This window comes from Acidimicrobiia bacterium (genome assembly GCA_041394025.1).
In the GTDB taxonomy this organism is placed as follows: Bacteria; Actinomycetota; Acidimicrobiia; order IMCC26256; family JAOSJL01; genus JAOSJL01.
In genome coordinates this window covers 41,932-67,843 of record JAWKJA010000003.1, presented here as the reverse complement: position 1 = coordinate 67,843, position 25,912 = coordinate 41,932, and the positions used below count along the sequence as shown (strand labels likewise).

General features: G+C 67.6%; 20 protein-coding genes and 1 pseudogene. 11 read left to right on the top strand and 10 right to left on the bottom strand.

Annotated elements, in window-relative coordinates:
- Position 1: 1 nt before the first annotated feature.
- Entirely contained in the window at positions 2-1,582 is a 1,581-nt protein-coding gene (locus R3A49_07770; GenBank protein MEZ5170627.1) for an MFS transporter, read from the bottom strand.
- A 99-nt stretch (positions 1,583-1,681) separates the two neighbouring features.
- Here R3A49_07770 and R3A49_07765 point away from each other — a divergent pair, with 99 nt between their 5' ends.
- A complete protein-coding gene (locus tag R3A49_07765) occupies positions 1,682-2,083 on the top strand; it encodes a DUF2237 domain-containing protein (GenBank protein MEZ5170626.1) in 402 nt (133 codons plus the stop codon).
- Between the two features lie 56 nt (positions 2,084-2,139).
- Here R3A49_07765 and R3A49_07760 read toward each other — a convergent pair whose 3' ends face one another.
- Positions 2,140-3,369, bottom strand: a complete 1,230-nt coding sequence (locus R3A49_07760; GenBank protein MEZ5170625.1) for a serine hydrolase — start codon at positions 3,367-3,369, stop codon at positions 2,140-2,142.
- 139 nt (positions 3,370-3,508) lie between these two features.
- On the opposite strand from R3A49_07760, the gene R3A49_07755 reads away from it, so the two are divergent.
- From R3A49_07755 to R3A49_07740, 4 genes are all read left to right on the top strand, one after another.
- Positions 3,509-5,725, top strand: a complete 2,217-nt coding sequence (locus R3A49_07755) for a glycoside hydrolase family 31 protein (protein ID MEZ5170624.1) — start codon at positions 3,509-3,511, stop codon at positions 5,723-5,725.
- Between the two features lie 188 nt (positions 5,726-5,913).
- Positions 5,914-6,837: a sulfate adenylyltransferase subunit CysD gene (gene cysD / locus R3A49_07750; protein MEZ5170623.1), complete on the top strand. Its 924-nt coding sequence runs from the start codon at positions 5,914-5,916 to the stop codon at positions 6,835-6,837.
- Positions 6,838-6,839: 2 nt separating this feature from the next.
- Complete coding sequence (gene cysN / locus R3A49_07745) at positions 6,840-8,774, top strand: sulfate adenylyltransferase subunit CysN (protein MEZ5170622.1); 1,935 nt, start codon at positions 6,840-6,842, stop codon at positions 8,772-8,774.
- Positions 8,775-8,834: 60 nt separating this feature from the next.
- Positions 8,835-9,980, top strand: a complete 1,146-nt coding sequence (locus tag R3A49_07740; protein ID MEZ5170621.1) for an acyl-CoA dehydrogenase family protein — start codon at positions 8,835-8,837, stop codon at positions 9,978-9,980.
- Positions 9,981-9,998: 18 nt separating this feature from the next.
- On the opposite strand, the gene R3A49_07735 is transcribed toward R3A49_07740, so the two are convergent.
- The 5 genes from R3A49_07735 to R3A49_07715 form a co-directional block, all read right to left on the bottom strand.
- Entirely contained in the window at positions 9,999-11,186 is a 1,188-nt protein-coding gene (locus R3A49_07735; GenBank protein MEZ5170620.1) for a carcinine hydrolase/isopenicillin-N N-acyltransferase family protein, read from the bottom strand.
- An 8-nt stretch (positions 11,187-11,194) separates the two neighbouring features.
- Positions 11,195-12,106, bottom strand: coding sequence for a DUF6206 family protein (locus tag R3A49_07730; GenBank protein ID MEZ5170619.1), 912 nt, complete (start codon positions 12,104-12,106; stop codon positions 11,195-11,197).
- The gene (locus R3A49_07725) at positions 12,103-13,308 is read right to left on the bottom strand and encodes an aminotransferase class III-fold pyridoxal phosphate-dependent enzyme (GenBank protein ID MEZ5170618.1); all 1,206 of its coding nucleotides are present in this window, start codon (positions 13,306-13,308) and stop codon (positions 12,103-12,105) included. The genes R3A49_07730 and R3A49_07725 overlap by 4 nt, the downstream gene beginning before the upstream one ends.
- 83 nt (positions 13,309-13,391) lie before the next feature.
- A complete protein-coding gene (locus R3A49_07720) occupies positions 13,392-15,785 on the bottom strand; it encodes an FtsX-like permease family protein (protein ID MEZ5170617.1) in 2,394 nt (797 codons plus the stop codon).
- A 55-nt stretch (positions 15,786-15,840) separates the two neighbouring features.
- Positions 15,841-16,569 (bottom strand): ABC transporter ATP-binding protein, encoded by a 729-nt coding sequence (locus R3A49_07715; GenBank protein MEZ5170616.1) that lies wholly within the window; start codon positions 16,567-16,569, stop codon positions 15,841-15,843.
- Between the two features lie 156 nt (positions 16,570-16,725).
- On the opposite strand from R3A49_07715, the pseudogene R3A49_07710 reads away from it, so the two are divergent.
- A pseudogene (locus tag R3A49_07710) lies at positions 16,726-17,358 on the top strand (dienelactone hydrolase family protein).
- A gap of 1,303 nt (positions 17,359-18,661) precedes the next feature.
- On the opposite strand, the gene R3A49_07705 reads toward R3A49_07710, so the two are convergent.
- Positions 18,662-19,285 carry a response regulator transcription factor gene (locus R3A49_07705; protein MEZ5170615.1) on the bottom strand — a complete coding sequence of 208 codons (624 nt, stop codon included), beginning with the start codon at positions 19,283-19,285 and terminating at the stop codon, positions 18,662-18,664.
- The gene (locus tag R3A49_07700) at positions 19,273-20,370 is read right to left on the bottom strand and encodes an ATP-binding protein (protein MEZ5170614.1); all 1,098 of its coding nucleotides are present in this window, start codon (positions 20,368-20,370) and stop codon (positions 19,273-19,275) included. The genes R3A49_07705 and R3A49_07700 overlap by 13 nt, the downstream gene beginning before the upstream one ends.
- A 122-nt stretch (positions 20,371-20,492) precedes the next feature.
- Here R3A49_07700 and R3A49_07695 point away from each other — a divergent pair, with 122 nt between their 5' ends.
- From R3A49_07695 to R3A49_07675, 5 genes are all read left to right on the top strand, one after another.
- Positions 20,493-21,659, top strand: a complete 1,167-nt coding sequence (locus tag R3A49_07695; protein MEZ5170613.1) for an acyltransferase — start codon at positions 20,493-20,495, stop codon at positions 21,657-21,659.
- A 5-nt stretch (positions 21,660-21,664) separates the two neighbouring features.
- On the top strand, positions 21,665-22,240 hold the full coding sequence (locus R3A49_07690) for a hypothetical protein (GenBank protein MEZ5170612.1): 576 nt from the start codon (positions 21,665-21,667) through the stop codon (positions 22,238-22,240).
- Between the two features lie 72 nt (positions 22,241-22,312).
- On the top strand, positions 22,313-22,474 hold the full coding sequence (locus R3A49_07685; protein MEZ5170611.1) for a hypothetical protein: 162 nt from the start codon (positions 22,313-22,315) through the stop codon (positions 22,472-22,474).
- Entirely contained in the window at positions 22,471-22,887 is a 417-nt protein-coding gene (locus R3A49_07680; protein MEZ5170610.1) for a UbiA family prenyltransferase, read from the top strand. Before R3A49_07685 ends, R3A49_07680 begins: the two co-directional genes overlap by 4 nt.
- Before the next feature lie 811 nt (positions 22,888-23,698).
- Positions 23,699-24,652, top strand: coding sequence for a phosphotransferase (locus R3A49_07675; protein ID MEZ5170609.1), 954 nt, complete (start codon positions 23,699-23,701; stop codon positions 24,650-24,652).
- Between the two features lie 147 nt (positions 24,653-24,799).
- Here R3A49_07675 and R3A49_07670 read toward each other — a convergent pair whose 3' ends face one another.
- Positions 24,800-25,726, bottom strand: coding sequence for a COX15/CtaA family protein (locus R3A49_07670; protein ID MEZ5170608.1), 927 nt, complete (start codon positions 25,724-25,726; stop codon positions 24,800-24,802).
- Positions 25,727-25,912 lie beyond the last annotated feature (186 nt).

The window sequence follows — 25,912 nt, the reverse complement described above, 5'->3', positions numbered from 1 at the left end:
GTCAGTGCGCGGCCGTGGCCGCCGAGTCCTCGGTCTCGTACTCCCCGAGGAGCTCTTCTTCCCGACCGTGCCTCGGAAAGAAGAGGAAGACGATCACGGCCCCGAGCAGGATCGCGGCGATCCCCGCCACGTATGCCCAGTCGGACCCGTCCACGAACGACGATCGCGCCGCAGCCGTGATCTGCTTCGAGTACTGCGGGTAGGCCTGCGCGGTCGCCTCCGCCGCGGCGAACGACTTCTGGAGCTCCGACTCGACGCCGCTGCTGATCTTCGACTGCACCGACGAGGGGGCATCGGCGATGGCGTTTCCGATGGCTGCCGCGTAGCCGGCGGTGAGCAACGACCCCAGGATCGACTGCATGATCGCCCCACCCAGGTCGCGCTGGAGGTCGGCCGTACCGGAGGCCATCCCCGCGCGGGTGACGGGGACCGACCCCGTGAGTGAGTGAGAGGCCGGTGTACCGGCGAGGCCGACACCGATGCCGACGAACAGGTAGGCGAGGCCGACCTCCCAGTAGCCGGAGCCCGTGTCCCACAACAGGAGCATCGTGGCGAACCCGAGCAGGCAGAAGAGGTAGCCGAACAGTAGCGTGGCGCGCGAGCCAACGGACCCGACGAGCTTCGCCGACCGCGGCGCAACGAGGACCATGGCGAAGACGGCCGGCAGAATTGCCGCACCAGATTCCAACGCCGAGTATCCCAGGACGTTCTGGAGGAACTGCTGGCCGATGAACATGGCGCCCATCAGCGCCCCGAACACGATAACCCCGGCGACCGCCGCCACCCAGAAGACACGTCGCGCCGCCACGTGGAGGTCGTACAGCGGATTGGCGGCCATGCGTTGCCGGATGACGAAGGCCACGCACGCGGCCAGGGCGATGACTCCGAGCCCGATGGCGAGCGTCCCCTCGTCGGGTACCGACGCGAAGTTGATGGCGAGGACGAGCGCCGCGACGAGGACGATCGAGAGAACACCCCCGGAGTTGTCCACGGGATCCGACGTCTCGTTCACGTGGTTCGGCACGAGGACGACGGCGAGCACGAGCGCCACGACGGCCAGGGGCAGTGTGATGAGGAACACCGAGCCCCACCAGAACTCGCCGAGCAGGTAGCCGGCGGTCAGGGGGCCGAGTGCGGAGATCGCCCCGCCGATCCCGGACCACAGTGCGATGGAGCGTGTGCGCCCGGGTCCCGACCACAACGCGGTGATCAGGGCCAGCGTTGTGGGGTACGCCATTCCGGCCGAGAGGCCGCCGAGGACACGTGCCACGAAGAGGATGTCGTCGGAGGGGGCGAACGCAGCCAGGAGCGCGGCGGGAATCGACAGCACGGTTCCGGCGACGAGCATCAGCTTGCGGCCGTACCGGTCGCCGAGCGCTCCGAGGTAGAGAACCGAGGCGGCGAGCCCGAGGGAGTAGCCGACGGCGATCAGGTTCAGAGTGGTCTGCGTCGAGTCGAAGGCCTTGCCGATGTCGGGCAGGGCCACGTTGGCGACGGCGAGGTTGAGGTTCGCAACGGCGGCAACGAGGATCAGCGCAAGGAGAACGAGTGCGGCCCGTTTCGGAGCGTCGGTGGAAGCCACGGTTTCGGAACGTTAGCGCCCGGTGTCTCGCTGGGTTGACGATGCGGTATCCGATGGGGGACGGACGCGCCCGGGAGTCCTCGGCCATACTGGCGGGTCGTGGAACCCAGTGCGGCACGCAACGTGCTCGGCGGCGACCTGGAGCCCTGTGGAGCGGACCCTCTCACCGGCTTCTACCGTGACGGGTGCTGCAACACCGGTTCCGAGGACCTCGGCAGCCACACGATCTGTGCTGTCGTCACAGCGGAGTTCCTCGAGCACCAGCGGGGGATCGGCAACGACCTCAGCACGCCGATGCCCCAGTTCCACTTCCCGGGCCTCCAACCGGGAGACCGCTGGTGTGTGACGGCCGCCAACTGGCTGCGGGCTCACGGCGACGGTGTCGCGGCACCTGTCGTCCTCGCCTCCACGCATGAGCGCGCTCTCGACATCGTCCCGCTCGACGCTCTCCGGGAGCACGCCGTCGACGTCCCGAGCGACCCGGGAGCGTTGGAATCCTGACGGACCACTGCGGTCGGAGATGTCGCTGCAGGGGCGTCGCGCAGCGGCCCGGCGTCCTAGACGCCGAAGGCGTCCATGAGGTCCTGGCGGACCACCTCGTTGTCGCCACCCTCCGACAGCACGACGATCACGAGATCCTCCTCGGGGAACACGTCGATGCTCTGGCCGTTGAAGCCGCTGGCGTGAAAGCCGCCGGGGTGGTCCTCCTCGAGCCACCACTGCGCGCCGTACTCCTCGGTGTCGGTGGTCGGGGTGGGCATCCGGCTGTAGTCGACCCATTCCTCGGGGAGGATCTGCTCGCCGTCCCACACGCCGCCACGGGCGTAGAGAAGCCCGAATCGTGCGTAGTCCTGTGGTGTGAGGTGGATGTAGGAGCCCCCGCTGTGCAGACCCGTCACGTCGAGCAGGTGCTCGGCGCCGGCGATGCCGAGGGGGTCGAACAGCGACTCCTGGATCCAGGCCACGAGGTCGTCGCCGTAGCCGACCTGTTCGGCGACACTTCGGCCGATCAGGTTGGCCGTGCCGGTTGAGTAGTACCACACCGTGTCGGGCTCGTCCTCGAGCGGCTTGGAGGCTGTGTAGTTGGCGCGGTCGTTCTCCGGTCCGAGAGATGTGAGGACGTCTCCCGTGGGGTCTTCGTAGTCCTCGTCCCACTCGAGACCGCTGCTCATCCGCAAGAGCTCGTCGAGTGTGATCTCGGACCGTGGGTCGCCCGGTTCCGACCACTCGGGAGCGTCGACCGGCTCGAAGATGTCGAGCTTTCCCTCTTTCACGAGGATCCCGACCAGAGCGCTGTTGATCGACTTCGCCATCGACCACGAGGGATGCGTCTCGTTCGGATCCCAGTTGTTGTACTCCTCGACGACGAGTTCACCGTCCTTGACGACGAGGATGGCGTCGATGGTCCCTCCGTCGCTCGACAGCGGACCGAACGCGTTGTCGACGATGGCGTCGATCTCCTCGGTGTCGACGTCGTCGGGTAGATCGCCCGTCGGCCATTCCTCGGTCGGCCAGGGAACACCCTCGGGTGCCGTGGCGTAGTCGAACTCCTCGAAGGTGAGGCCGGCGTCCTCGACACGCTCCAGGAGCTCGTCGGGGATGGAGAAGGACCCGTCATCGGCTGCCGTTTCGGCCCCGGTCGTCGTCGTGGAGTCCGACGTCTCGTCGGAATCACTCGACGACGAGCACGCGGTGACAACCGCGAGCAGGACCGCCAGGACTGCTGCAAGGACAACCCGGAACTTCGAAGAGTCGAGCCGGTGTTCGCGCTCGCGGGTGCTGGTCATGTCCGCCACTCCTCGTCGCTCGACGCTCGCGGGCCGCAGGTTCGACAAAGCTACCCGCGAGATGCGACGGGAGTCGCACGAACGACCGACGCCGAGCGGCTTGACCGATGTCGACGTGCCGATAATGCTCGGGAGTCCTGTGATACGGACCAGGCACCGGAGGTCGCTGCGATCGGGCGCGGTCGGTGTCGCCGCCGCCGCGGGTCTCCTCGTCGTGTCGTGTACGTCCGGCGACTCATCATCCGAACCCCCGGACGACGTCGAGGTCACCGGATGGGAGGTCGTCGAGGAGGACGGGACCGTCGTGGCCGACACCGGTGCCGCCGTCCTCAGCGTCGGGCTCGATCCGTTCTCAGTGGACGCCACCTTCGCAGAGGAGCACGAGCCCTTTTTCGTCGAGGAGGCCGGTCTCTACCTGGCTCGAGGCGACACCCGCACCGGGATCGAGCGAGCGACCGGTTTCTCCGCGGGTGAGCGGTCCGTGGACTTCGATGTCGTCTTCGATGACGGGTCCACGGGAACGGTCGGGCTCGCCGCCGACGGCCGAGCCGACTCGGTCGGGCTGACACTGCGACCCGACGACGACGCCGGGTTCACCGCGTGGGGTGAGCGCCTCGCCTCACCCGACGACGAGCTGATCTACGGGCTCACCGAACGGATCACGGACAGCTACGAGGACTCCGAGCTCTACCCCGCGGCGGTCGGCTCCCTGAACCGTCGCGGCGAGACCGTCGAGATGTGGATCACCCCCACGATCTCCGGCTACGCGCCGTTCCACCAGTCGTCGAAGGGCTACGGGCTCCTCGTCGACGGCTTCATGCCCGGCCGCTACGACATCGCGGCGACTGATCCCGGGATCGTCGCGTTCGAGTTCGAGTGGGATCCCGATGCGGATGCGGCGACCTACCACCTCTTTGCCGGACCCGACCACAGCACCATCGTCAGCGCCTACCACGATCTCACCGGGCACCCTCCGCAGCCTCCGGACCACGTGTTCCGTCACTGGCGTGGCTACGACGTGCACCCGATCGGTGAAACGACGACGGTCGACGGTGTCGAGATCAACGCCGCGGCGGCCCGCGACCTCGATGTCTACGAGGAGTACGACATCCCCGCAGGTCTCTACCGTTTCGACCGGCCGTGGACGGTCGGCGAGGCCGGGTTCGCCGAGTGGGAATTCGACCCCGAGCGTTTCCCCAACGCGGAGGAGATGCTGGAGATCTTCGAGGGACGCGGCTGGAAGATGCACGTGTTCACCGCTCCGTGGGCCCTCGGCAGCCTGGGTGACGAGGCCGAGCGGCTCGGCTACCTCGCGCCGAACAGTGACCGTGATGCGGCGTCGGAGATCGTGGGAGTCTCGGTGGACTTCACGAATCCCGACGCGGTGGAGTGGTACAAGACGAACGTTCTCGAGTTCCTCGCCGGGCCCGAGGGTCGGCACATCGACGGTTTCGTGATGGACCGCGGCGACGAGTCTGACGTGAGCAGCGGCGTCGACGACATCTGGTTCGACGGGCGGAACGGGCGCCAGGTCCACAACTGGTACCCGGTCGCGTACGACCGGATCTACCGCGAGATCATCGAGGAGGCCCGCCCCGACGACGGCTACCTGCTTGCCCGCGCGGGGTACACGGGCTCCCAGGCGTACGTCATGCGCTGGGGAGGCGACACCCATGGCCGCGACGGCTTCGCCATCCCGGAGGTGGAGCTCACCGCCGAACAGTCGCCGTCGACCGACAAGGGTCTCCGGTCCGTGCTCATCAGCGTGCAACGTGCCGCCTTCATGGGTACGCCGTTCTGGGGCAGTGACATCGGGGGGTACAACGGCTGGCTCGACCGCGAGGTCTACGCCCGGTGGATCGAGGTGGGCTTCGCCAGCCCGATCATGCGGTTCCACGGTCGCGACGGCACTCCCTGGAACACGCCACCCGACGGCGCCGTCGACGAGGAGCTGATGGACATCTACCGCGGCTACATCCGTCTCCGCCACGACATGAACGACTACCTGGCCCGGACCGCACGGGTTGCCGCCGAGGATGGAACGCCGATGGTTCGGCCACTCGTGTTCGAGTGGCCCGACGAGGAGAGTGCACTTGACCGCTGGGACGAATGGATGCTCGGCGACGACCTTCTCGTGGCGCCGGTGTGGGAGAGCGGCGCCCGGGAGCGCACGGTGTGGATCCCACCCGGGGAATGGATCGACTTCTGGGACCGCGAAGCAATGGTCGAGGGTCCGACGGAGATCACGGTCGATGTCCCGCTCGGTCGTCTCCCGATGTGGGTCCGACCCGACTCCGAGCTTCTCGATCTCGACGTCGACGGAGCGCTTCTCGGGCGCGCCGTCTCCGCACCCTAGGCCGGGTCACCGCCCTCGGCCTGCCTCTCGTCCCGGATCTCGGGAGGATCCGCTGGTACGCCCCTGTCGGGCCGACCGGGGCACCCGTGTGAGCACGAGCCGCCGGGAATGAGACAATGGCTGCGACGTTCCACGCAGAGAGTTCACTCATCCGCGTACGTCCCTCCAACGGGCGCCGAGGACATCCGATGACCACAACCGAGCTTCCCGACCTCTCGATGACGCATCTCCAGCAGCTGGAGGCGGAGTCGATCCACATCATCCGGGAGGTCGCCGCCGAGTTCGAGAAGCCGGTGATGATGTACTCCATCGGCAAGGACTCCTCGTGCATGCTGCACCTGGCGCGCAAGGCGTTTCACCCGGCGCCGATCCCGTTCCCGTTGTTGCACGTCGACACCACGTGGAAGTTCCGCGACATGATCACCTTCCGCGATCGCACGGCGGAGGAGCTCGGTCTCGATCTCATCGTGCACACGAACGAGGAGGGCCGGGCGCAGGGCATCAACCCCTTCGACCACGGATCGCGTAACTACACCGACATCATGAAGACGCAGGCCCTGAAGCAGGCACTCGAGGTCGGTGGCTTCGATGCGGCCTTCGGAGGCGCCCGTCGAGACGAGGAGCGGTCACGGGCCAAGGAGCGCGTGTTCTCGTTTCGTGACCGGAACCATCGCTGGGATCCCAAGAACCAGCGACCCGAGCTGTGGAACCTCTACAACGGACGTGTCAACGACGGAGAGTCGATCCGGGTCTTCCCGCTGAGCAACTGGACCGAGCTCGACGTGTGGCAGTACATCTGGCTCGAGGACATCCCGATCGTGCCGCTCTACTACTCCGCCGAGCGCCCGGTGGTGGAGCGCGACGGAACCCTGATCATGGTCGACGACGACCGCTTCCGCTTCGAGCCCGATGAAGAGCCCGAGATGCGCTCCGTGCGTTTCCGCACCCTCGGCTGCTACCCGTTGTCCGGTGCCGTCGAGTCCACCGCCACGACCCTCCCCGAGATCATCCAGGAGATGCTGCTCGCCACGCGTTCCGAACGCGAGGGGCGGGTCATCGACTACGACCAGTCGGGCTCCATGGAGGAGAAGAAGAAGGAGGGGTACTTCTAGCGATGAGTCACCGCTCCGAGCTCATTGCCGACGACATCCTCGCCTACCTCGAGGAGCACGAGCGCAAGGACCTCCTGCGTTTCCTCACGTGCGGATCCGTCGACGACGGCAAGTCGACCCTCATCGGTCGGCTGCTCCACGACTCCAAGCTCATCTACGAGGACCAGCTCGCCGCGGTGGAGGCCGACTCCACGACGTCGGGCTCGGTGGCCGGCGATCTCGACCTGGCACTGCTCATGGACGGCCTCAAGGCCGAACGTGAGCAGGGCATCACCATCGACGTCGCTTACCGCTACTTCTCGACGGCCCGCCGGAAGTTCATCATTGCCGACACGCCCGGCCATGAGCAGTACACGCGCAACATGGTCACGGGCGCCTCCACCTGCCAGCTGGCGATCATTCTCATCGACGCCCGCCACGGCGTTCAGGCCCAGACGAAGCGCCACTCTTTCATCGCCTCGCTGCTCGGTATCGACAAGATCGTGGTCGCGGTCAACAAGATGGACCTCGTCGACTGGTCGGAGGAGCGATTCCGCGAGATCGCCGATCACTACACCGAATTCATGGACCGACTCGACATCACCGAGCCGTACGTCATCCCGATGTCCGCCCTGAAGGGCGACGGCGTGGTCGAGCCCGGCGACAACATGGGCTGGTTCGAGGGCCCTCCACTCATGGAGTACCTCGAGACGGTCCCGGTGGGTGACGACCGCGAAGTCGCCGACTTCCGCTTTCCCGTGCAGATGGTTCTGCGCCCGGACCTGGCCTTTCGGGGATTCGCCGGAACTGTGTCGTCGGGGGTCGTGCGTCCCGGCGACGAGGTCGTGGCCCTCCCGTCGGGGAAGGTGTCGACTGTCGAGAGAATCGTCACCTTCGACGGCGACCTCGATGCTGCCGGGCCCGAGACGGCTGTCACGATCACGCTCACCGACGAGATCGATCTGTCGCGCGGGGACATGCTCGTGCACCCCGAGAACCCTCCCCGCCGCGCCCACGATGTCGACGCCATGGTCGTGTGGATGGCGGAGGAACCGATGGTGCAGGGGCGCGAGTATCTGGTCCGCCAGACGACGTCCACGACCACCGGCCGGATCTCCTCGCTCCAGCACCGTGTCGACATCAACACACTCGAGACCGAACCGGCACCCGGTCTCGAGCTGAACGAGATCGGGCGGTGCACGGTGTCGCTCGACCGGGAGATCCTCTTCGACCCGTACGCGCACCACCGGCACACCGGCTCGTTCATCCTGGTCGACCGCCTGTCGAACGCCACCGTCGGGGCGGGGATGATCGTGGACGACGAAGCAGGTTGGTCGGCCGTCCCCGACGAGCACCTCACGCGTCACACCTCGGCGATCACTCCGGAGGAACGCGAGGCGCGTTACGGCCAGCGTGCGGTCACGGTGTTCCTGACCGGGCTCACGGGCTCGGGCAAGTCCGCCATCGCCACGGCACTCGAGCGAAAGCTCTTCGCGGCCGGGCGCGGGACCATCAGGCTCGACGGCGAGAACATGCGCCTCGGCGTGTCGCGCGACCTGGGATTCACCTCGGCCGAGCGCTCGGAGAACGTCCGACGGGCCGCTGAGATGGCCCGCCTTGTGAACGATCAGGGTCTCATCTGCATCGCAGCACTCGTGGCGCCCAGGGCGTCGGTGCGTGAGAAGGCCCGGGAGCTCATCGGAGGCGACCGCTTCATCGCGGTGTACCTCGACGCTCCGGTCGACGTGTGCCGCGATCGCGACGATTCCGGTGTGTACGAGGCTGCAGATCGAGGTGAGATCGCCTTCCTCCCCGGTGTTTCGGCACCGTATGAGGTCCCGATCGACGCCGACCTCGTTCTGGACACCGTGGGAGAGGACGTCGGCGCCTGCGTCGACCGGGTCGTCGCTCTCCTCGACGACCGCGGGTTCCTCAACCCGCGACGGAACACGACCTGACCTGCGGCGAGCGAGACCTTCGCGTACGGAGTATCACGGGAACGACACGGAGACACAGAGATGATGACGATGTACGACGACACCCACGAGCTGTTCCGCGAGAGCTTCCGCTCCTTCGCCGAGAACGAGGTCGCTCCCCACATCACGGAGTGGGAGGAGGCGGGCATCATGGACCGGGAGGTGTACGCCAAGGCGGGCACCCACGGGTTTCTGGCGATGGCGGTCCCCGAGGAGTACGGCGGCGGTGGAAACTGCGACTTCCGGTTCAACGCCCTGATCGGCGAGGAGCTCGCACGTGTCGGATCGGGCGGTGCCGGAATCGGCATCACCCTGCACAACGACGTCTGCACCCCCTACTTCATCGAGTACTGCACCCCCGAGCAGTCGACGCGGTGGATGCCCGGAATCGCCTCCGGTGAGCTCATCACCGCGGTCGCCATGACCGAGCCGGGTACCGGTTCCGACCTGGCGGGGATCGCCACGACCGCCGTGCGCGACGGCGACGAGTACATCCTCAACGGGGCCAAGACCTTCATCACCAACGGCATCAACTCAGACCTCGTGATCGTCGCCGCCACGACCGACTCCGAGGCCGGCCGTGGTGGCCTGTCGCTCATCGTCGTCGAGCGGGACACCGAGGGCTTCGAGCGCGGCCGGAACCTCGACAAGATCGGTTTGCACTCCAACGACACCGCCGAGCTCTTCTTCACCGACGCGCGGGTCCCGGTGTCCAACCTCCTGGGCGAGGAAGGACGCGGCTTCGAGTACCTCGGCTTCAACCTGGCGCAGGAGCGTCTGTCCATCGCCCTCTACGGCGCGGCAACTGCTCGCGCCGCGCTGGGATGGACGGTCGACTACGTCAAGGAGCGGACCGCATTCGGCCAACCCATCTCGGGCTTTCAGAACACGAAGTTCGTGCTCGCCGAGGTGGAGACCGAGATCGACGTCACCGAGACATACGTGGCCGACGCCGTGATGCGCCACAACGGTGGAGCCCTGTCACCGGTCGGAGCCGCCAAGGTGAAACTGTGGGCCACCGAGGTCCAGCGCAGAGTCATCGACCGGTGCCTCCAGTTGTTCGGCGGCTACGGCTACATGACGGAGTACCCGATCGCCCGGGCCTACGCCGACGCGCGGGTCACGACGATCTACGGCGGTACGTCGGAGATCATGAAGACGATCATCGCCAAGGAGGTCCTCGCCTGAGGTCCCCAGTGCGACGCACTACGACGCCAGGCTGATTCGGGCGAGGCGGTTGCGCTTTGCCCAGTAGCGCCGGGCGAAACCCGGCCGGGTGTCGGTGGTCGGCTCACCGACCCGTTCCAGCCAGTCATCGAGGCGGCGACGGTGCTCCGCGAAGGCCTCGGCGCTGTACGGGATGTCGTGCAGCCACTGGGACTCGAGTGCTTCGCGCTCGTCGGCGAAGATGCTCGCCAACGTCTCGGGATCCTTCATGACGCGCCGGTGAAGGCGCTCGTGTGTCCACCACAGGGAGTTGCCGGCAATGCCCTCCGGTGTGGGCCCCAGGGCGAGGGGGTCGTCCACCGACACCGGCTTGAAGAGACTCAGGCACGGCGACGACGTGGCGGTCACCCAGTGCTGCACGCCATCCTCGCTCAGTCGGCTGACCCAGCTGGCCGTGGAGAGCGAGGAGATGATCCCGCTCCCACCGTGCTGACAGGGCATGTGCTGCGTCCCGTTGAGCCGGCGGTAGGTGGGCCATTCCGTGCCACCGTGGTCGCGCAGCACGGACATGAGGGTCGAAACGTCGGTTCCTCCCGAGGCACGTTGCTCCGTGAGCGCGCGACGGACCTTGCATCCCGACAGGGCCGTCTTCAGCCGGTCGGAGTTCTCCGCGGCAAAGTCGGGAATCGTGAGCCCGTTGGAGATCGTGCGGGTCCCGCGGATGTCCTCGACGGCCCAGTGGTTGCCTGCTGTCTCCAACAGACGTGCACCGGCGCGGTCCGCGATGATGAAGCTGCTGTGGTAGCGGAACGACGTCCGCTCGTACCCGCAGCGGCCACCCTGGCCGTGTGTGGCGGCGAGGGAAGTGATCGTTTCGACGGCCTCGTCGGCGTTGCGGGCCCGCTCGAGCGCAAGTCGCACGAGATCCATGCCCGTGAGCCCGGTCTTCGGGACCGAGTGACGGGTGAACACTGCCTCGTTTCCGATCACCACTCCGTGCTCGTTGGCGCCCATCTCGGCGCCCCACATCCAGAACGGTCGGCTCAGCAGTACCGCCCAGGTCTGCTCGGCCTGGGGAATCTCGACGTGGGTGCACCGCAGCGTCGATCCCGCGGGATGGTCGGCTCGCTGCTGCCATTCCAGGAACTGCGACTCGTTGGCGTCGCGGTCGGAGTTCTTGGCGAAGAGGATCTCGTCGTCGGAGACGATCGCCACAACGTCACACATCGGTCGTCCTAGCGTTCGATGCGGCCGGGAAGGAGGAACGGGTACGTTCGCTGCCGGACACGTTCCTGCCAGTAACGGTCGGCGCGACGGATCCGCTGGAGCAGTGCCCAGGTTCGCGAGTCCGACCGGTAGTATTCACGTGCCTCGTGCTCGGTGATGTGGGGCGTGACGTAGGCGTTCGCCAGGGTCACCGCTGTCTGGATGTGCGCATCGAGGCGTTCCTTCACGAGATTGCCGGCGAGATCCAGGAGTGCGGCGCGTGGGTTGTAGTAGTGACTCAGGATCTCGGTGAGCATGAACCGACGCACGATGCCGCGCATCGCCCAGGGGAGCGACGCCAGGAAGATCCCGGTGTCGAGCCGTTCCGAACCGTCGTCGGTGCGCATGAGCGGTGTCGTGACATCGAGGTACACGAGCCGTCCGCCGACCTGTGCCCAGTTGGAGACCTGCGCATCCAGCCCCAGGTCGGGGCCGATGGCGCGGACGGTGGTCTGCACGATGTCGGCGAGGAGCGGCTCAGAACCGCGACTCGTCAGCAGGTTCGGGGCGAGACGGGAGGGGTCGAACGCCGGTTGCACGCAGTAGGCGACCAGACCGGTGTCGACGTCGATCCCGTGGTACGTGCCGACGCCCGACTCGACCGGGACGAGTGTGCTCGACACGGGCTCGACGCCCACCGTGCCCAGTGCCTCCAGGTAGGCGTCGAGGAGCTCGGCGTAGCGGTCGAACGCCACCCTGTCCGAAAAGCGCGGAAGGCGCTTGCACGCGAAGCGGCCCTCACCGGTCTCGAGTTCGACGACCACCGAGATCTCGCCGTAGCCCAGGATTTCCACGCCGGACTCGTCACCCGTCTCGAGAGCGTGGACGACGTCCTTTTCCAGCGACGCCACGGCCGCGGTGAGTTCGGTCGACACGTTCATCCGAGAGCACCCCGGACGGTGGCGATGATCTCGTCGGCCTCACTGTCGGAGAGCGTCATCGTGGGGAGGAACTGGAGGACGCGGGTGTCGTTGTTGGCATAGAGGGCAAAGACGCCCTGGTCGAAGAGCGCCTTCGTCGCCAGCATGCCTCCGTCCGGTTCGTCGAATGCCAGTCCCATGAAGAGGCCCCGGCGCCGGAGGGTGAACGGGGCACCTTCGAAGCCGGCCGCGAAGCGGCGACCCAACTCCTCGACGCGCTCCAGGAACCCCGGAGACTCCACGATGTCGAGGACGGCGAGAGCGGCCGCGCAGCCCGGTTCGGCACCTCCGTAGGTGGAGACGTGGACGAACGGGTGGGTGTCGAACAGCGAGTGGACCTCCCGGGTCATCAGCGTGGCCGTGATGGGGTAGATGCCACCGCTCAGGCCCTTTCCCGTCACGAGGACGTCGGGCACGACGCCTTCGTGTTGCCACGACCACATCCGCCCGGTACGACCGAGGCCGGTCTGCACCTCGTCGAGGATGAGGCGCGCGCCGTGGCGGTCGCAGATCTCCCGAACACCGGCCAGGTAGTCGGGCGACGGGATCGGCATGCCGAGCGTGGCGGGGATCGGCTCGAGGAGTACGGCGGCCGTCGTGTCATCGACCGCCACGGCGAGCGCGTCGAGGTCGTCGAAAGAGACCTGCGTGAACTCCGGGGGGTTCGGGCCGAACGGGGCACGGTACTCGGGGTCACCTGTGGCGAGAGCGAGGCCCGTGTGGCCGTGGTACCCGCCGACGGCCGAAACGACACCCGAGCGTCCGGTCGACGCCCGAGCGACCTTGATCGCGAGGTCGACCGCCTCACCGCCGCTGACACCGAAGACCACACCGCTCAGGAGGTCCTCGGTCGTCGCCGACAGCCGTTCGGCGAGCGCCGTGCGGTAGCCACTGACGAGGTGGTGGTTCCCGATGTCGACGTGGTCGAGAGCCTCGCGTACAGCGTGCAGCACGTCGGGGTTGCGGTGGCCGAGATTGAACACACCGCCGTTGCTGTGGCAGTTGATCCACTGCCGGTCGTCATAGGCGTCGTGGAACACGGCGCCTCCCCGTTCGCCGATGACGGCGTCGAAGCCCGTGCTCTCGAAGAACGCGGCCTTGCCGGCGTTGACGTGCGCGGCGAACGTCTCGAACAGTGTGGCGCGGTCCGGGTACTCGTCCATCGTGATCCCCGTGGGACGGTACCAGCGCGGTCCTCGCCCTGTGTCGCGGAGAACCCGGTCGCGGGCTGTGACGGGCGGGTCGCTCAGACCGCGCGTTCTCTCACGATGGCAGCGATGTCGATGCGCCGGACGGCCCGAAGGGCCGGCCACTGGGCAACCAACGCCGTGACCACGATGGCGACCGCGGCGAAGAAGAGGCTCGTGGAGCGCATCTGGAGGCTGAAGTCGAACAGGTCGGAGCTGTAGCTCGCCATGAAGGCCGCCGACACCCCGTAGCCCACAACCAGGCCCAACGGGATTCCGATGAGTGTGAGGAGAAGCGTCTCGCCGGTCATCAGACGGTTCACCTCGCGCACCGCCAGACCGTTCGCCCTCATCGTGGCGAGCTCGACCGACCGCTCCGCGATGTTGACCGAGATCATGTTGAAGAGCAGGGCGAACGCCATGCTGGCTCCGAAGACGAGCATGATCCCCACGAACACGTAGAAGAGCGCGAGCGCTCCGTTCACGGCGTCCAGGAGTGAACGGGTGGACACAACTGCCGCCACCGAGTCGAGATCGAGGAGATGTGACTGCACGGCGTCGGCGTCGGCACCGTCGTCGTAGATCGCCATCACCGACGCCACAGCCGGCGAGGTGAGCGCGTCGGAGGACACCGACGGGTCCGCGGCCGCCAGCGCCTCGACGAGCTGTCCCTGGTCCATGTAGAGCAGCGTGCCGAGTGGCTCGTCGACGAAGCCCGCGATCGTCGTCGTGATGGTCGTCTCGGGCGACGAGAAGGAGATGGTGACGTCGTCGCCGACATCGGCACCGATCAGGCTGCGAACCGCCGAACCGGCCAAGACGCCTTCGTCGGGCAGCGGAATGGTCCCCGATGACGTCGTGAAGGTGTGCATCGCCGTGTCGTGCTGGAACGCCTGGAGTTGTGTGGCGTACTGCTCGTCGCCGTGCGCGATCGAGGCGTTGAGGGCGACGACGCGTTCGGCGTCCTCCACGCCCTCGGTCGCCGACACGGCCGAGGTGACCGAGTCGTCGACGGGGACAGTGAAGAACGCCTGGGCGTCGTCGTGCTGGATCTCGTTGAACTGCTCGTTCACGAGAATCTGCGTCGTGTCGAGCATGCCCCAGGACGCCAGGATCAGCGTGAGCGAGAGAACGACACCGATCACGATGGAGGCTGCACGGCGCCTGTTGCGTCCGATACCGCGCAGCGACATGCGCCAGCGGATCGGCAGCCGGCGAACGGGAGGCAGGAGCCGCTCGACGAGGCTCGGGCCCGTTCGTGTCGCCGTTGGGTGCGGGTTCATCGCCTCGGCGGGACGGATCCGCGACGCGGTGCGAGCGGGGACGAACGCCGCGACAGCGCCCATGCCGACGCCGAAGATGATCCCCACCGCGAGCGTGAGGGGGTAGAAGCCGACGACCGTGTCGGGAATGCTGAGGGCGCTCGTGTAGGCGCCGGTGATGAGCCGACCGAGCAAGAGCCCGAGGACGCCACCGATGATCGCTCCGGCGGTGCCGACGAGGAGCCCGTAGGCGAGGAAGTGCCTCCGGATGGTGGTGGCTCCCAGGCCGTTGGCCATGAGCGTGCCGATCTGCGGTCGCTGGGCGCGCACGATCCGGTTCAGGAGGATGAGCGTGGCCAGTCCCGCTGCCGTGAGGAACAGCACCGGGAACATGAACGACAGTTGTTCGAACCCCTGGAGATCCTCGCTCAGCGCGGCGTTCGACGGCTGCTCCGCCTGGGTCTGGATGTCGGTGGCTTCCGCATCAGCGGCGACCTTCGCGAGCTCGTCGTCCAACGACGTGCTGTCGGTGTCGTCGTCGTAGAGCACCAGGGTCTGCGTGACCTGGGCCTCGGCAGGTGCCTGCCGGACGAGTGACTCGGGGACGAACAGCACGCCGAAATCGTCGGGGGTCGTGAAGAGTTGCTGGCGGCTGCGTGCCGGCCAGAGGTACTCGGCGGAAATCACCGTACCCACGACGGTCACGGTCGTGTACCCCTCGCCGAGGAGCACGTCGAGGGTGTCGCCAGGTGTCAGATCGAAGTGGTCCGCCATGTGCTGCTCGACGAGGACGCCGGTGGGCTCGTCCGACGACAGGTACTCACCGGAGGTGACCTGGACCTGGTCGACGGCGGGCTGATTATCGACGGGCATGCCGACGATGCGCCCGTAGAACCTCTCGTCGTCGGTGACCCGTACGGGGAGGTCGGCCTGGCGCCGCCCGGCGACCGCCGCCACACCGTCGGTCCCGGCAGCGGCGACGCTGAACTGCCCGTCGTCGCCGCCGCTCACGGTCAGGTCGGCGAACGCCAGTCGCTCGTAGGTGCGGTGGTAGGAGCGACTGAGGTTCCGGAACGCGTCGAAGGAGGCGGCGAAGAGCGTGATCCCGAGGACGATCGTCACAGCGACGGCTGCGAACTGCCACGACTGTCGCCGCAGATCACGCCGCAACTTGCGGGTGAGGATCCTCATCGGGTGTCGGCCGTCTCGTGGTCGACGACGACGATGTCGGCCCGCCCCCGGGCTCTCACCACTCCAGATCCCCGGGCGGGGTCGGGTCGTCCTGCACCCTGACATCCGCCAGCCGACCGTCACGAAGGCGCATCACCCGGTCGGCCATGTCGGCGATCGTCGAGTTGTGCGTGACCGTGAGGACCGTGCGGCCCTGGTTGCACACCTCGCGTAGCAGACCCAGGACCTGACGCCCGGTCTCGAGGTCGAGAGCCCCGGTGGGCTCGTCGCAGAGCAGCAGGAGGGGATCCTTCACGAGAGCACGGGCAATCGCCACACGCTGCTGCTCGCCACCGGACATCTGTGCGGGGAAGTGATCCGCACGTTCCCCGATCCCCACCTCCTCGAGGCGGCGACGACTGCGCTCCTCGGAGGCTTCACGGGTGGAGAGCTCCGCGACGAGCTGGACGTTCTCCAGAGCGGTCAGGGTCGGTACGAGGTTGTAGAACTGGAACACGAAGCCGACGGTGCCGCGGCGGTACTCGGTCTGGCCGCTGCGGTCGAGATCCGCCACCTCGGTTCCCGACACGCGGATCGAACCCCCGGTCGGCTCCTCGATGGCGCCGATCATGTTGAGCATGGTCGTCTTGCCGCTGCCGCTCGGCCCGAGCAGCACGACGAACTCACCGGCACCGATCTCGAAGTCGACCGAGTCGACCGCCCGTACGAGCGTCTCGCCGCTGCCGTAGGTCTTGGTGAGGCCCGCCGCGGCGACGGCGGGGCTGGTACTGCCTTCGGTGATCACGTGGTGCTTCTATCAGTTGGCACACACGCGGGGCGAGCACATGGACGATGCCGCCCTGCCGTGGGAGGGTTGTCGGTCGGGAACGGGAGCACCCAGGTTCCGAGGGGAGGAGTGCCTGTGCGGGACTCGCGTCCGTCAGCGGTCGGCGGTGGATTCCGTGACGACGAGGTCGTGGTCTCCGCCGTGGGTGTCGGTTTGCCGGGTTACCTCACGGTCCCTGACGGTGCCGACACGGTGGTCGTCTTCGCCCACGGGAGCGGGAGCAGTCGGCACAGCCCCCGCAACCGTGCTGTTGCCGACGATCTGAACCGCCACGGACTCGGCACGCTCCTGTTCGACCTCCTGACCGACGAGGAGTCGACGGATCGGGGAAACGTCTTCGACATCGGTCTGCTCGGAGACAGGCTGGTCGGCGCCACCCGATGGCTGCGCGAGGTCCCCGGTCTCGGCGACGTCGACGTCGGCTACTTCGGCGCGAGCACGGGCGCCGGTGCGGCGTTGTGGGCCGCGGCCGATCCCGAGTCCGGTGTCTCTGCCGTCGTGTCGCGCGGTGGACGGCCCGATCTCGCGGCCCCACGACTGTCGTCGGTGTCGACACCCACACTGCTCATCGTGGGTGGCCGAGACGACGTCGTGATCGACCTCAACCGGCAGGCCGCCGAGCTACTCGGAGGGGAGTGCCGCCTGGAGATCGTGCCGGGTGCCACCCACCTCTTCGAGGAGCCCGGCGCCCTCGACCGGGTCACCGAGTTGGCCCGCGCATGGTTCCTCGACCACGGCGGAGTGTGACGGAGAGAACAGCCACCAGGCAGCCACGAAGAGCGTCGTCATGGCGACGGCGGATTCGGCATCGACGGGCCCGTGCAGGCCTGCGACGGCGCCGGCGGCCGTCGCTGCCAGTACTCCGAGCGCCGGCAGCCGTGCGGAACCCGCCGCCCGCTGCCGGTGCGGTAGCCGGCGAGCGACCGCTGCCGTTGCGGTGACCAGACCCAACGTCGCAGCGAGAACGGCGGCGTACCAGAACGGCCGGGTGAGCCACCACGCCGTCGTGAGGCGGTCCACGGCCGGAAGCCCGAGTGCGAGGAGCCCGACGCACAGCGCCAGCGCGCTCAGGTGCCACACGTAGACGCCCACCGACAGTGCGCCCATCCGATCCCAGAACGCCCGGGTCCTGCGATACAGGCCGTCGAGCGCCGACGCCACGGCCATGAGAACACCGACCTGGGCCATGGCGACGACGGCCGTGTAGAGGTTCGGGGGCGAGGTGTTCGAGCGCCCACCCGGAACGGCGTCGATGAGGGGCACCTCGTAGCCGCCGATCCACACCAGAACGGCGGCAGCCATTCCGAAACCCCCGAGGAGCGCCAGACCGGTCCGACGTTCGCGGAAGACGCCCCTCTCGTAGCGGTCACGCCACCACGCGCCGGCCAGCCACGGGACGGTCCATGCGACGAAGAATCCGATCCATCCCAGGCATTCGGCTTCGCGGACGCCCAGGCGCGCGAGGTCGGAGAGAGCCAGGAACTCGAGGCAGATCCCGATCGAGACGACCGGTCGTCGTGCGGCGAGGCGCGCGAGGGGACCACCGAACGCAGCGAGGGGAACGTAGGCAGCCAGGAACCAGAAGGGCTGCGTGGCGACCCGTGCACCGCCCCGGAGAGGACCGGCGTCGCCCGTGAGCAACGAGGCGACCAGCACCGCCGCGGACCACACCACCACGACCACGGCGGCCAGCCCGACCAACCGACGGAGTCGAACTGCCGAGGCCGCGAGCGTCGTCGTGGCGTTGGCCCATCCTCCGGCCGCGAAGAACACCGGCATCGGCGCTGCCACGGCGATCCAGGCCCATCCGGGTCGGAGGGCGAGGAGGTTCGTGGCCCGCAGCTCTCCGCCGGGTCGGTCGACGACGGCCAGCGCCAGGTGGCCGACAACGACAACGAGGAGCGCGCCGGCGCGGGCGACGTCGATGGCCCGACGGCGCTGCGGGGAATCAGTGGAACGGTGTGGTGTGGTCATGCCCGTGAGCATGCGGTACCCACTGCGGCGTTCCCATCCGGTTCACCCCCCAAAGAAACGTGGGGAGCCCCAAGAGCTACTCGATGCCGTGTTCGAGGGCGTAGCGGATGAGCTCCTGTTTTCGGTTGAGGCGGAGCTTCCCGAGGATGTTGCGAACGTGGTTCTCGACCGTCTTCTCGGCGATGAACAGCTCCTCGCCGATCTGCTTGTAGGTGTGGCCGCGGGCGACGAGCTGGAGGACCTCGCGCTCACGCTCCGACAGCGGATTCTCGCCGGTGGCGTCCTTCGACATCCGCCGGAACTCCCCGAGCACGAGCGCAGCCAGGGCAGGGGAGAACACCGGCTCCCCGTCGGCGGCGCGGAGCAGGTTCCTGCGAAGCTCGTCTCCCCGGATCGACTTCACGAGATATCCGACGGCACCCGCTGCAACGGCATCGAGCAGATCCCGCTCCTGCTCTGACACGGTGAGAATGACGATGCGGGTCTGCTCGCCACACTCCTTGGCGACCTTGATCCCGCCACCGCCCGGCATGTGGAGGTCACACACCACGACGTCGGGCCCGTGTTCGCGGATCTGCTCGATGGCCTCGGTGGCGTCGGAGGCCTCACCCACCACGTGGAAGGCCTCGCCGAGGTCGCGTGCCACGCCGTCGCGCCAGATGGGATGGTCGTCGGCCAGCACGACCGTCACGGGATCCACAGGCACACCTCCGTTCCGTTGCCCGGGTGGCTCCGGATCTCGACTCGACCGCCGATCTCGTCGATCCGACCGCGAATGGACTGTGTCACGCCGATTCCCTCCTGTGTCGTCTCGGGGTCGAACCCGACGCCGTCGTCCTTCACGGAGCAGAAGAGACCTCGACCGTCCGGCTCGAGGAACACGGTGACCTGGGAGGCTTCACCGTGCTTGCCTGCGTTCGTGAGGGCCTCGCCGACCGAGCCGGCGACGGCGTCACGCTCGGAGTCTGTCAGCGACGGGACGTCGTCGGCGATGAGGACCTGCACACGGCCTCCGTAGGCGTCCTCGAAGCGCCCCGCAGCCCGCCGGAGCGTCGATCCGAGGTCGCCACCACCACCGATGGTCGCTGCGGGATCACCGAAGAGGTACTCCCGCAGCTCGCGTTCCTGTTCGCGCGCGAGCCCGGCCAGAGTCGGATCATCCGTTCGTCGCTCGACGACCGCCAGGGTCTGGAGCACACCGTCGTGGAGGGTTCGACCCAACTCCTCACGTGCCCGGGCGGCGGAGATTTGTCGCTCGGCCCTGCGCAGGAGCATGGCGACGTAGCCGGCGATCGCACCCGCCAGCGCGTAGACGACGCCGGTCGAAACAATGGAGGTGATGCGGTTGCCGGTCACCGACGAGAGGTCGACACCGTTGGCCAGCGTTCCCCCCAGTCGGGCGAACCCGAGAGCGGCGCCTGCGATCGCCCCCGCCGCCGAACCCCAGGCGATGCCGGCCGTGAGAACGCCGGCGAGCGGCCACGCCACACCGAGCGACTGGGAGGTGGCGAAGGCATGACCGGGGGCGTACGCCCAGCCGTCGCAGACGACGAGGGCGATCCCGACCGCCAGTTCCACGCCGATCGTGGCGGGTGTGAGCATGTCGGCCGGTTTCCGGCGGAGGAGGAACGTCCACCGCACCGTGACGGCCAGCGCCGCCAGTAGGAGGAGCCACGCCAGCCAGGGGCGTTGAAGGTCGTCCCGGCCCACGACGGTGACGGTCGTGACCCACACCCATGCGGCCCAGCGAAAGGCCGCCAGACCCCGCAGAAGCCCTGTCTCCATGGCGGCCAGCCTAGGAACCAGGCCGTTCGGAGGCCGGGACCGGCCCCCTGGGGGCTTCCCCAGTGGGCTTTGGGGGGAACGCTGGATTCCGGCACGACGGCCGATTCGTCATCGTCGAGGACATGACATCAACACGTACGTCTCCATCCGCCCCCGAGTACCCGACGACCCGCATGACCTCGGCCATCGACACGATGGTCGACGCCACACCGGCCGGCCGTGACCGCACCGTCGACTTCCTGCGGGCGCTCAGCATCGCCGTGGTCGTCGCGTGGCACTGGGTGTTCTCGATCACGCAGTGGAAGTCGAGTGGCGCGCTCACGATGCCGAACCCGATCGGCGACGTTCCCGGGCTCTGGATCGCCACATGGGTGCTCCAGATCATGCCGCTGTTCTTCTTCGTCGGCGGGTTCGCCAACTACGTGTCGTGGCGCGCGGCGAAGCGAAACGGTCTCCCGCACGGCGCCTTCCTGGCTTCGAGGCTCAAGAGGCTCCTGAAGCCCGTCGCCGTCCTGGTCGGTGTCTGGATCGCGGTGGAGTTCGTCATCGGTGCTCTTCGTCCCGGGTACAGCGGGGTTCTCCACTGGGGGTTCGTCGTGTTCGTCCCACTGTGGTTCCTCGGCACGTACGCGGCGGTCGTCTGCGTGGCGCCCGTGACACTGCGGCTCCACGAGCGAGCCCCGTACCTGACGCTGCTGGGGCTGGCGCTACTCGTCGTTGTCGTCGACCTCCTGCGGTTTGGTCTCGGCGCCGAGGTCGTCGGCTTCGCCAACGTGCTGTTCGTCTTCGTGTTCATCCACCAGCTGGGCTACTTCTACGGTGACGGCACGCTCACGTCGGGATCGCGGCGGGCACCCTGGATGCTCGCAGTCGGGGGCCTCGCCGCTCTCCTACTCCTCACGACGGTCGGGCCCTACCCACGGTCGATGGTGGCCGTGGCGGGTGACGGGATGAGCAACATGTTCCCGCCCAACGCGTGCATCGCCGCACTCGGGACCTTCCAGGCGGGGCTCGCCCTTCTCCTTCGTCCGGCGCTGAACCGTTGGCTGGCGCACCGACGGCCGTGGAAGGCCGTCGTGGCTGCGAACGCCGTGTCGATGACGGTCTTCACGTGGCACATGACAGCGCTCGTGCTCGCCATCGGTGTGTTCCAGCTGCTCGGTGGCGTTCTGCTGACGGAGCCGACAGCGGCATGGTGGCTGCAGCGGCCGCTGTGGTTGCTGCTTCCCGGTGTCTTCCTCGCCGGCCAGATGGCCCTGTTCGCCCGTTTCGAACTGGGCCGGCGGTGATTCCCGTGCGTCGCCCCCTGCTCGCTCTGATCGGCCCGTCGGGCGCCGGCAAGTCCACGGTGGCCCGCACTCTCGCGGACCGGTGGGTCATCCGTCTCCACCCGACCTGGACGACCCGAGAGCGGCGCGCTGACGAGCTGGACGGTTCGCCCGAACACCGCTTCGTGTCCGACGAGGAGTTCCTGCGGCGTCGCCACGAGGGCTTCTTCCTCCACACCGTCCAGATGTTCGGGCTGCCCGCCTGGTACGGACTGCCGAGCATCGAATGGGCGGACCACGGTCCCGTCGACTGCGTCATGCTCCGCGCGGGTCTGGTCCCCCAGATGAAGCAGTTCCACCCCAACGTCCTCGTGTACCAGATCGATGCACCTTCGCATCTCCTGACGCAGCGCCTTTGCCAACGCAGCTACGAGCCCGCGGAACTACACGCCCGACTCCGGGACAACGACGACGAGAAGGTGTCCGGCCGCCGGATCGCGGATCGACGGTTCAACCTGGCGTTCGGCCCGACGGCGTGCGCGGACGCGATCGAAAGGTGGCTTCGTCACGACGCAGAGCTCGTTCACGGGGCTGTTCTGTGACGAGCTCGCGGCTTCGAAACCTGAGGTCGAAACCGACAGTGGGCGCCCGCCCACGTCACGAAAGGACAGACCATGACCCTGAAACCCGGAAACTCGATCGGGCGCCGGTTCGCTGCGCTGATGTGGAGGATCTTTGCCGTGTTCCTCGGCGTGGTCGGAGCCGTGGTGATCGGCTACATGGGCTACATCCTTCTGTTGATGTGGGCCATGCGAGACTTCGGATCGAACAAATGAGGCGCGGCATCCTGATCGTGCGGAGCCTCAACCGCCCGGCCTTCACCGTTCTGCTGGCCTTGTGCTGCGTTGTCGGTATGGCTCAGACGGGCCACCTGCCATCTACGCCTCGCCTGTACCTGGCGATCGGTGCTGTTGGTGCCTGGATGCTCTTCGCCGTGGCGCTCAACGACATCGTCGACGCGGAGATCGACCGTGCGAACCTGGTCGATGATCCACGTCGGATGCTCGCGGCGCGTGCTGTCGAGCGTGGCCACCTCGTCGGTGTCGCCGCCATCTCCGGCATCGTTTCCCTCTCGGCAGCTGCATTGCTGGGACGCATGGCTCTGGTTGTCGTGGCGTGTGGCCTGGTGCTCGACAGCGGCCGTAGCGTATTCCTTGCCGCCGTTCCGTCTGAGTGGCCGCGGTGGTGACGTCGGTTCTCCTGCCGCTGGGGTATGTCGCTGTTCCCTATCTCGTGGGGGCGGCGGCGATGACCGGTGCCGAACGGCACGCTGAGCCCCGGTGCTCCTGGTCGGCTTGTATCTCGGGTTCCTCGGACGGCTGGACTCTAAAGGACTTCCGAGACGAGCACGGTGACAGCCTCTACGACAAGAGGACGACTTTGGTCCGCCACGGTCGCACGGCAACCTGTATGTTCAGCGCCTCCTTCTGGTTGCCGGCGCCGTCGTGGTGCTCATGGATCGGGCCACGTCACCGGTGCTCATGCTCGGTCGGCGTCGTATTCGTGGCGGTCCTCGCCCTTCTTCGCGACGTGGCAGCCGAAACGGCACGGATCGCGACATCGAGCGAACATCTCGGCATCGCCATCGCAGGCCGGGCGCTCGTCGTCGATCGTTCTCGCCGACATGATTCTGGCGATCGAAGGTTGGAGCCCCGCTCGCCGAGACCTGTGTCGTTGGATCGGTGTTCCTCCAGTCGGTCATGGCGCGTCGTCTTCCTTCCGACATCCACGCCCCATCCCGGAGAGCGCGAGGCGACGTCGCTCACGGAACGGTCCGTGAGTCGCCGCCGTTTGGCGAGATCGCGAACGGATCGATCCGGCACGGGCGTCGCCATGACTGCGCTCTCGGCGCGCGGTTCCGACGTCGACGCGCTCCGGTGAAGTCCTTCACCGAACCCTCACAGCTCACGCCCGCATGGCTGACTCCGTTCTCCGAGCTTCGGGCTCGGCGTGGTGAAGTGACGAGCGTTTCGGTGCAACAGATCGCTCAGGGTTCCGCTTTGCTCAGTCGTGTGTACAGGGTCCACCTCGACTTCGCCGTGGAGCCTTCACCTGGTCCTCGCAGCGTCGTCGTCAAGATCGCCACGACCGATCCCGAGCAGCTCCTCGCTGCCGAGCTCCTTGGCTTCTACCACCGCGAGGTGTGGATGTACACGAACATCGCCGGGCAACTGCCGTACAGGACGCCGGAGGTGTTCCTGGCGGCGGTGTCCGACGACGGCCGCGCCACGACGCTCGTACTCGAAGACCTGCGCAGGGCGCGCCCTGTCGACCAGGTCCGGGGTGCGATGTGGCGTGAGGTCTGTCTCGGGATCGACGCGCTGGCCGCCCAGCACGCCCGCTTCGAGAACACCCCGCTCGTGTCGTCGGTCGGGTCCGTGTGCAGGTCGCTGTCAGATCCCGTGTACCCGACGGTGCTTCCGATGCTGTTCGAGCCGGGTTGGGAGCTTGCCCGGGAGGTCTGTGGCGATCGGATCAGTCCGCAGCTCTCGAGGTTCGGCGACCGCTGGAGCGTCGAGTGCGGGGAGTTGCTCCGACGGCTCATGGAGCGTCCGACGCTTCTCCACGGCGATTTCCGGGCCGACAACCTGTTCGTCGACCGCGGCGGGCTGATCGTCACCGACTTCCAGATCGCCGGCCTCGGCGCCGGCGCGTTCGATCTGGCGTATTTCGTCAGCCAGTCCGTCGGTCCCACCCGGCGACGCAGCCGAGATCTCCGGATTGTCGAGCGGTACGTCGCCGGGCTGGGAGCCCACGGCGCGCCTTCGCGTTTCGGCACAACCTGGCGCGAGTACCGGACCGCACTACTGGCCTGTCTGGTGTATCCGGTGGCGGCCTTCCGGAGCTGGGAGTCGAAGAATCCGCGAGGGCGTGCGCTGATCGAGGCGATGTTCACGCGGGCTGCGGCCACCATCGAGTCGACCGAAGCGCTGGAGCTGGTGTCCGACGTGTGAGTGGGCGGGCAGACCCGGAGAACGCTCGGCGAGGTGAGATGCCCGGAAGGCGTTTCCTTCCCACCCACTTCGTCGAGGTCCGGCACCCTCGACCGGCTCAGCGAGTCGGCCCGCACGCGGTTCGTCGACCGCTGAGTCCGGTCTCGTTCAGACTCCGACAGGGGTCCCGGGTGCCGGTGTGCGAGCGGCAGCCGGAGTCGGGAAGGAGAGTTTGAGGCGCCGCGTCAGCACGGCCGCGCTCAGCAGCAGCGTCCAGACCAGCGTTGCGACCCCGAGGTGTGCCGACACGAGGCCACTCGATCGGACGAACGTGAACACGTGGGCGGCACCCAGCGCCACATTGACGACGTAGCACGCCAGCGCGCCGTGTACGAGGATCACCTCGATCACGGGCCGTCGGCGCCGAATCACCGAGACGGCCAGGTAGACGAGCAGTACGAGAACGATTCCGGCAGCGACACGGTGCAGGAAGTGCAACGTGACGACTCTGCTGTAGAACTCGGGAATCAGCTCGTCGTTCACCAGCGGCCAGCCGTTGACGTAGCGGTTGTGCACCGAGGACCCGAGGAGCAGCACGACCAGTGATCCGAGCGCGCCGGCGGCGAGCCACCGTGACCATGCGGGATCGGGGTCCCTCACCGTGACAGGCCGGCGCCCGGCGGTGAAGAAGCTGTTGACCAGCGCGACGACGAGAAGGCCGATGATGGCCATCGCCATCGTCAGATGGAGGGTCACCCAGTCGGAGTCGAGCTCCTCGACCACGACGACCCGCCCGATGTAGCCCTGGATCCCGATGAGTACCACCGCGCCGACGGCCGGCCACAGGACGCGGCGGTCGTTCCTGTGGTCGCGCCATGAGAGATACGCCGTCACGAGTGCGAGCACTCCCACGGAGGCCGCCAACCAGCGGTGGGTCCACTCGACGATCATGTGGAACTCGGTGCGAGGCAGCACACCGCCGAGCGCTCCCCCTTCACACAGCGGCCAACGATCGGCGCAGCCGAAGCCACTCCCGCTGCCTCGGGTGTACCCCCCGAACGCCACGAGGAGCAGCGTGGCGAGAATCGTCGTCACAGCGAGCTTCTGAAAGCGCGTCAATGCGGTGTCCCGATCCTCTGCTGTAGCCGCCGGGTCGGGCACGTCTCCACTGCGGGGTTCGGGCTGCACGGGACCACGGTAGAGCCGTCGGTGGCCGCCATCGAAGTCGTGGGTCGTCGGCGTGGAGGCGTCGACACGTCGACCGGATTGCCACGTCGAACG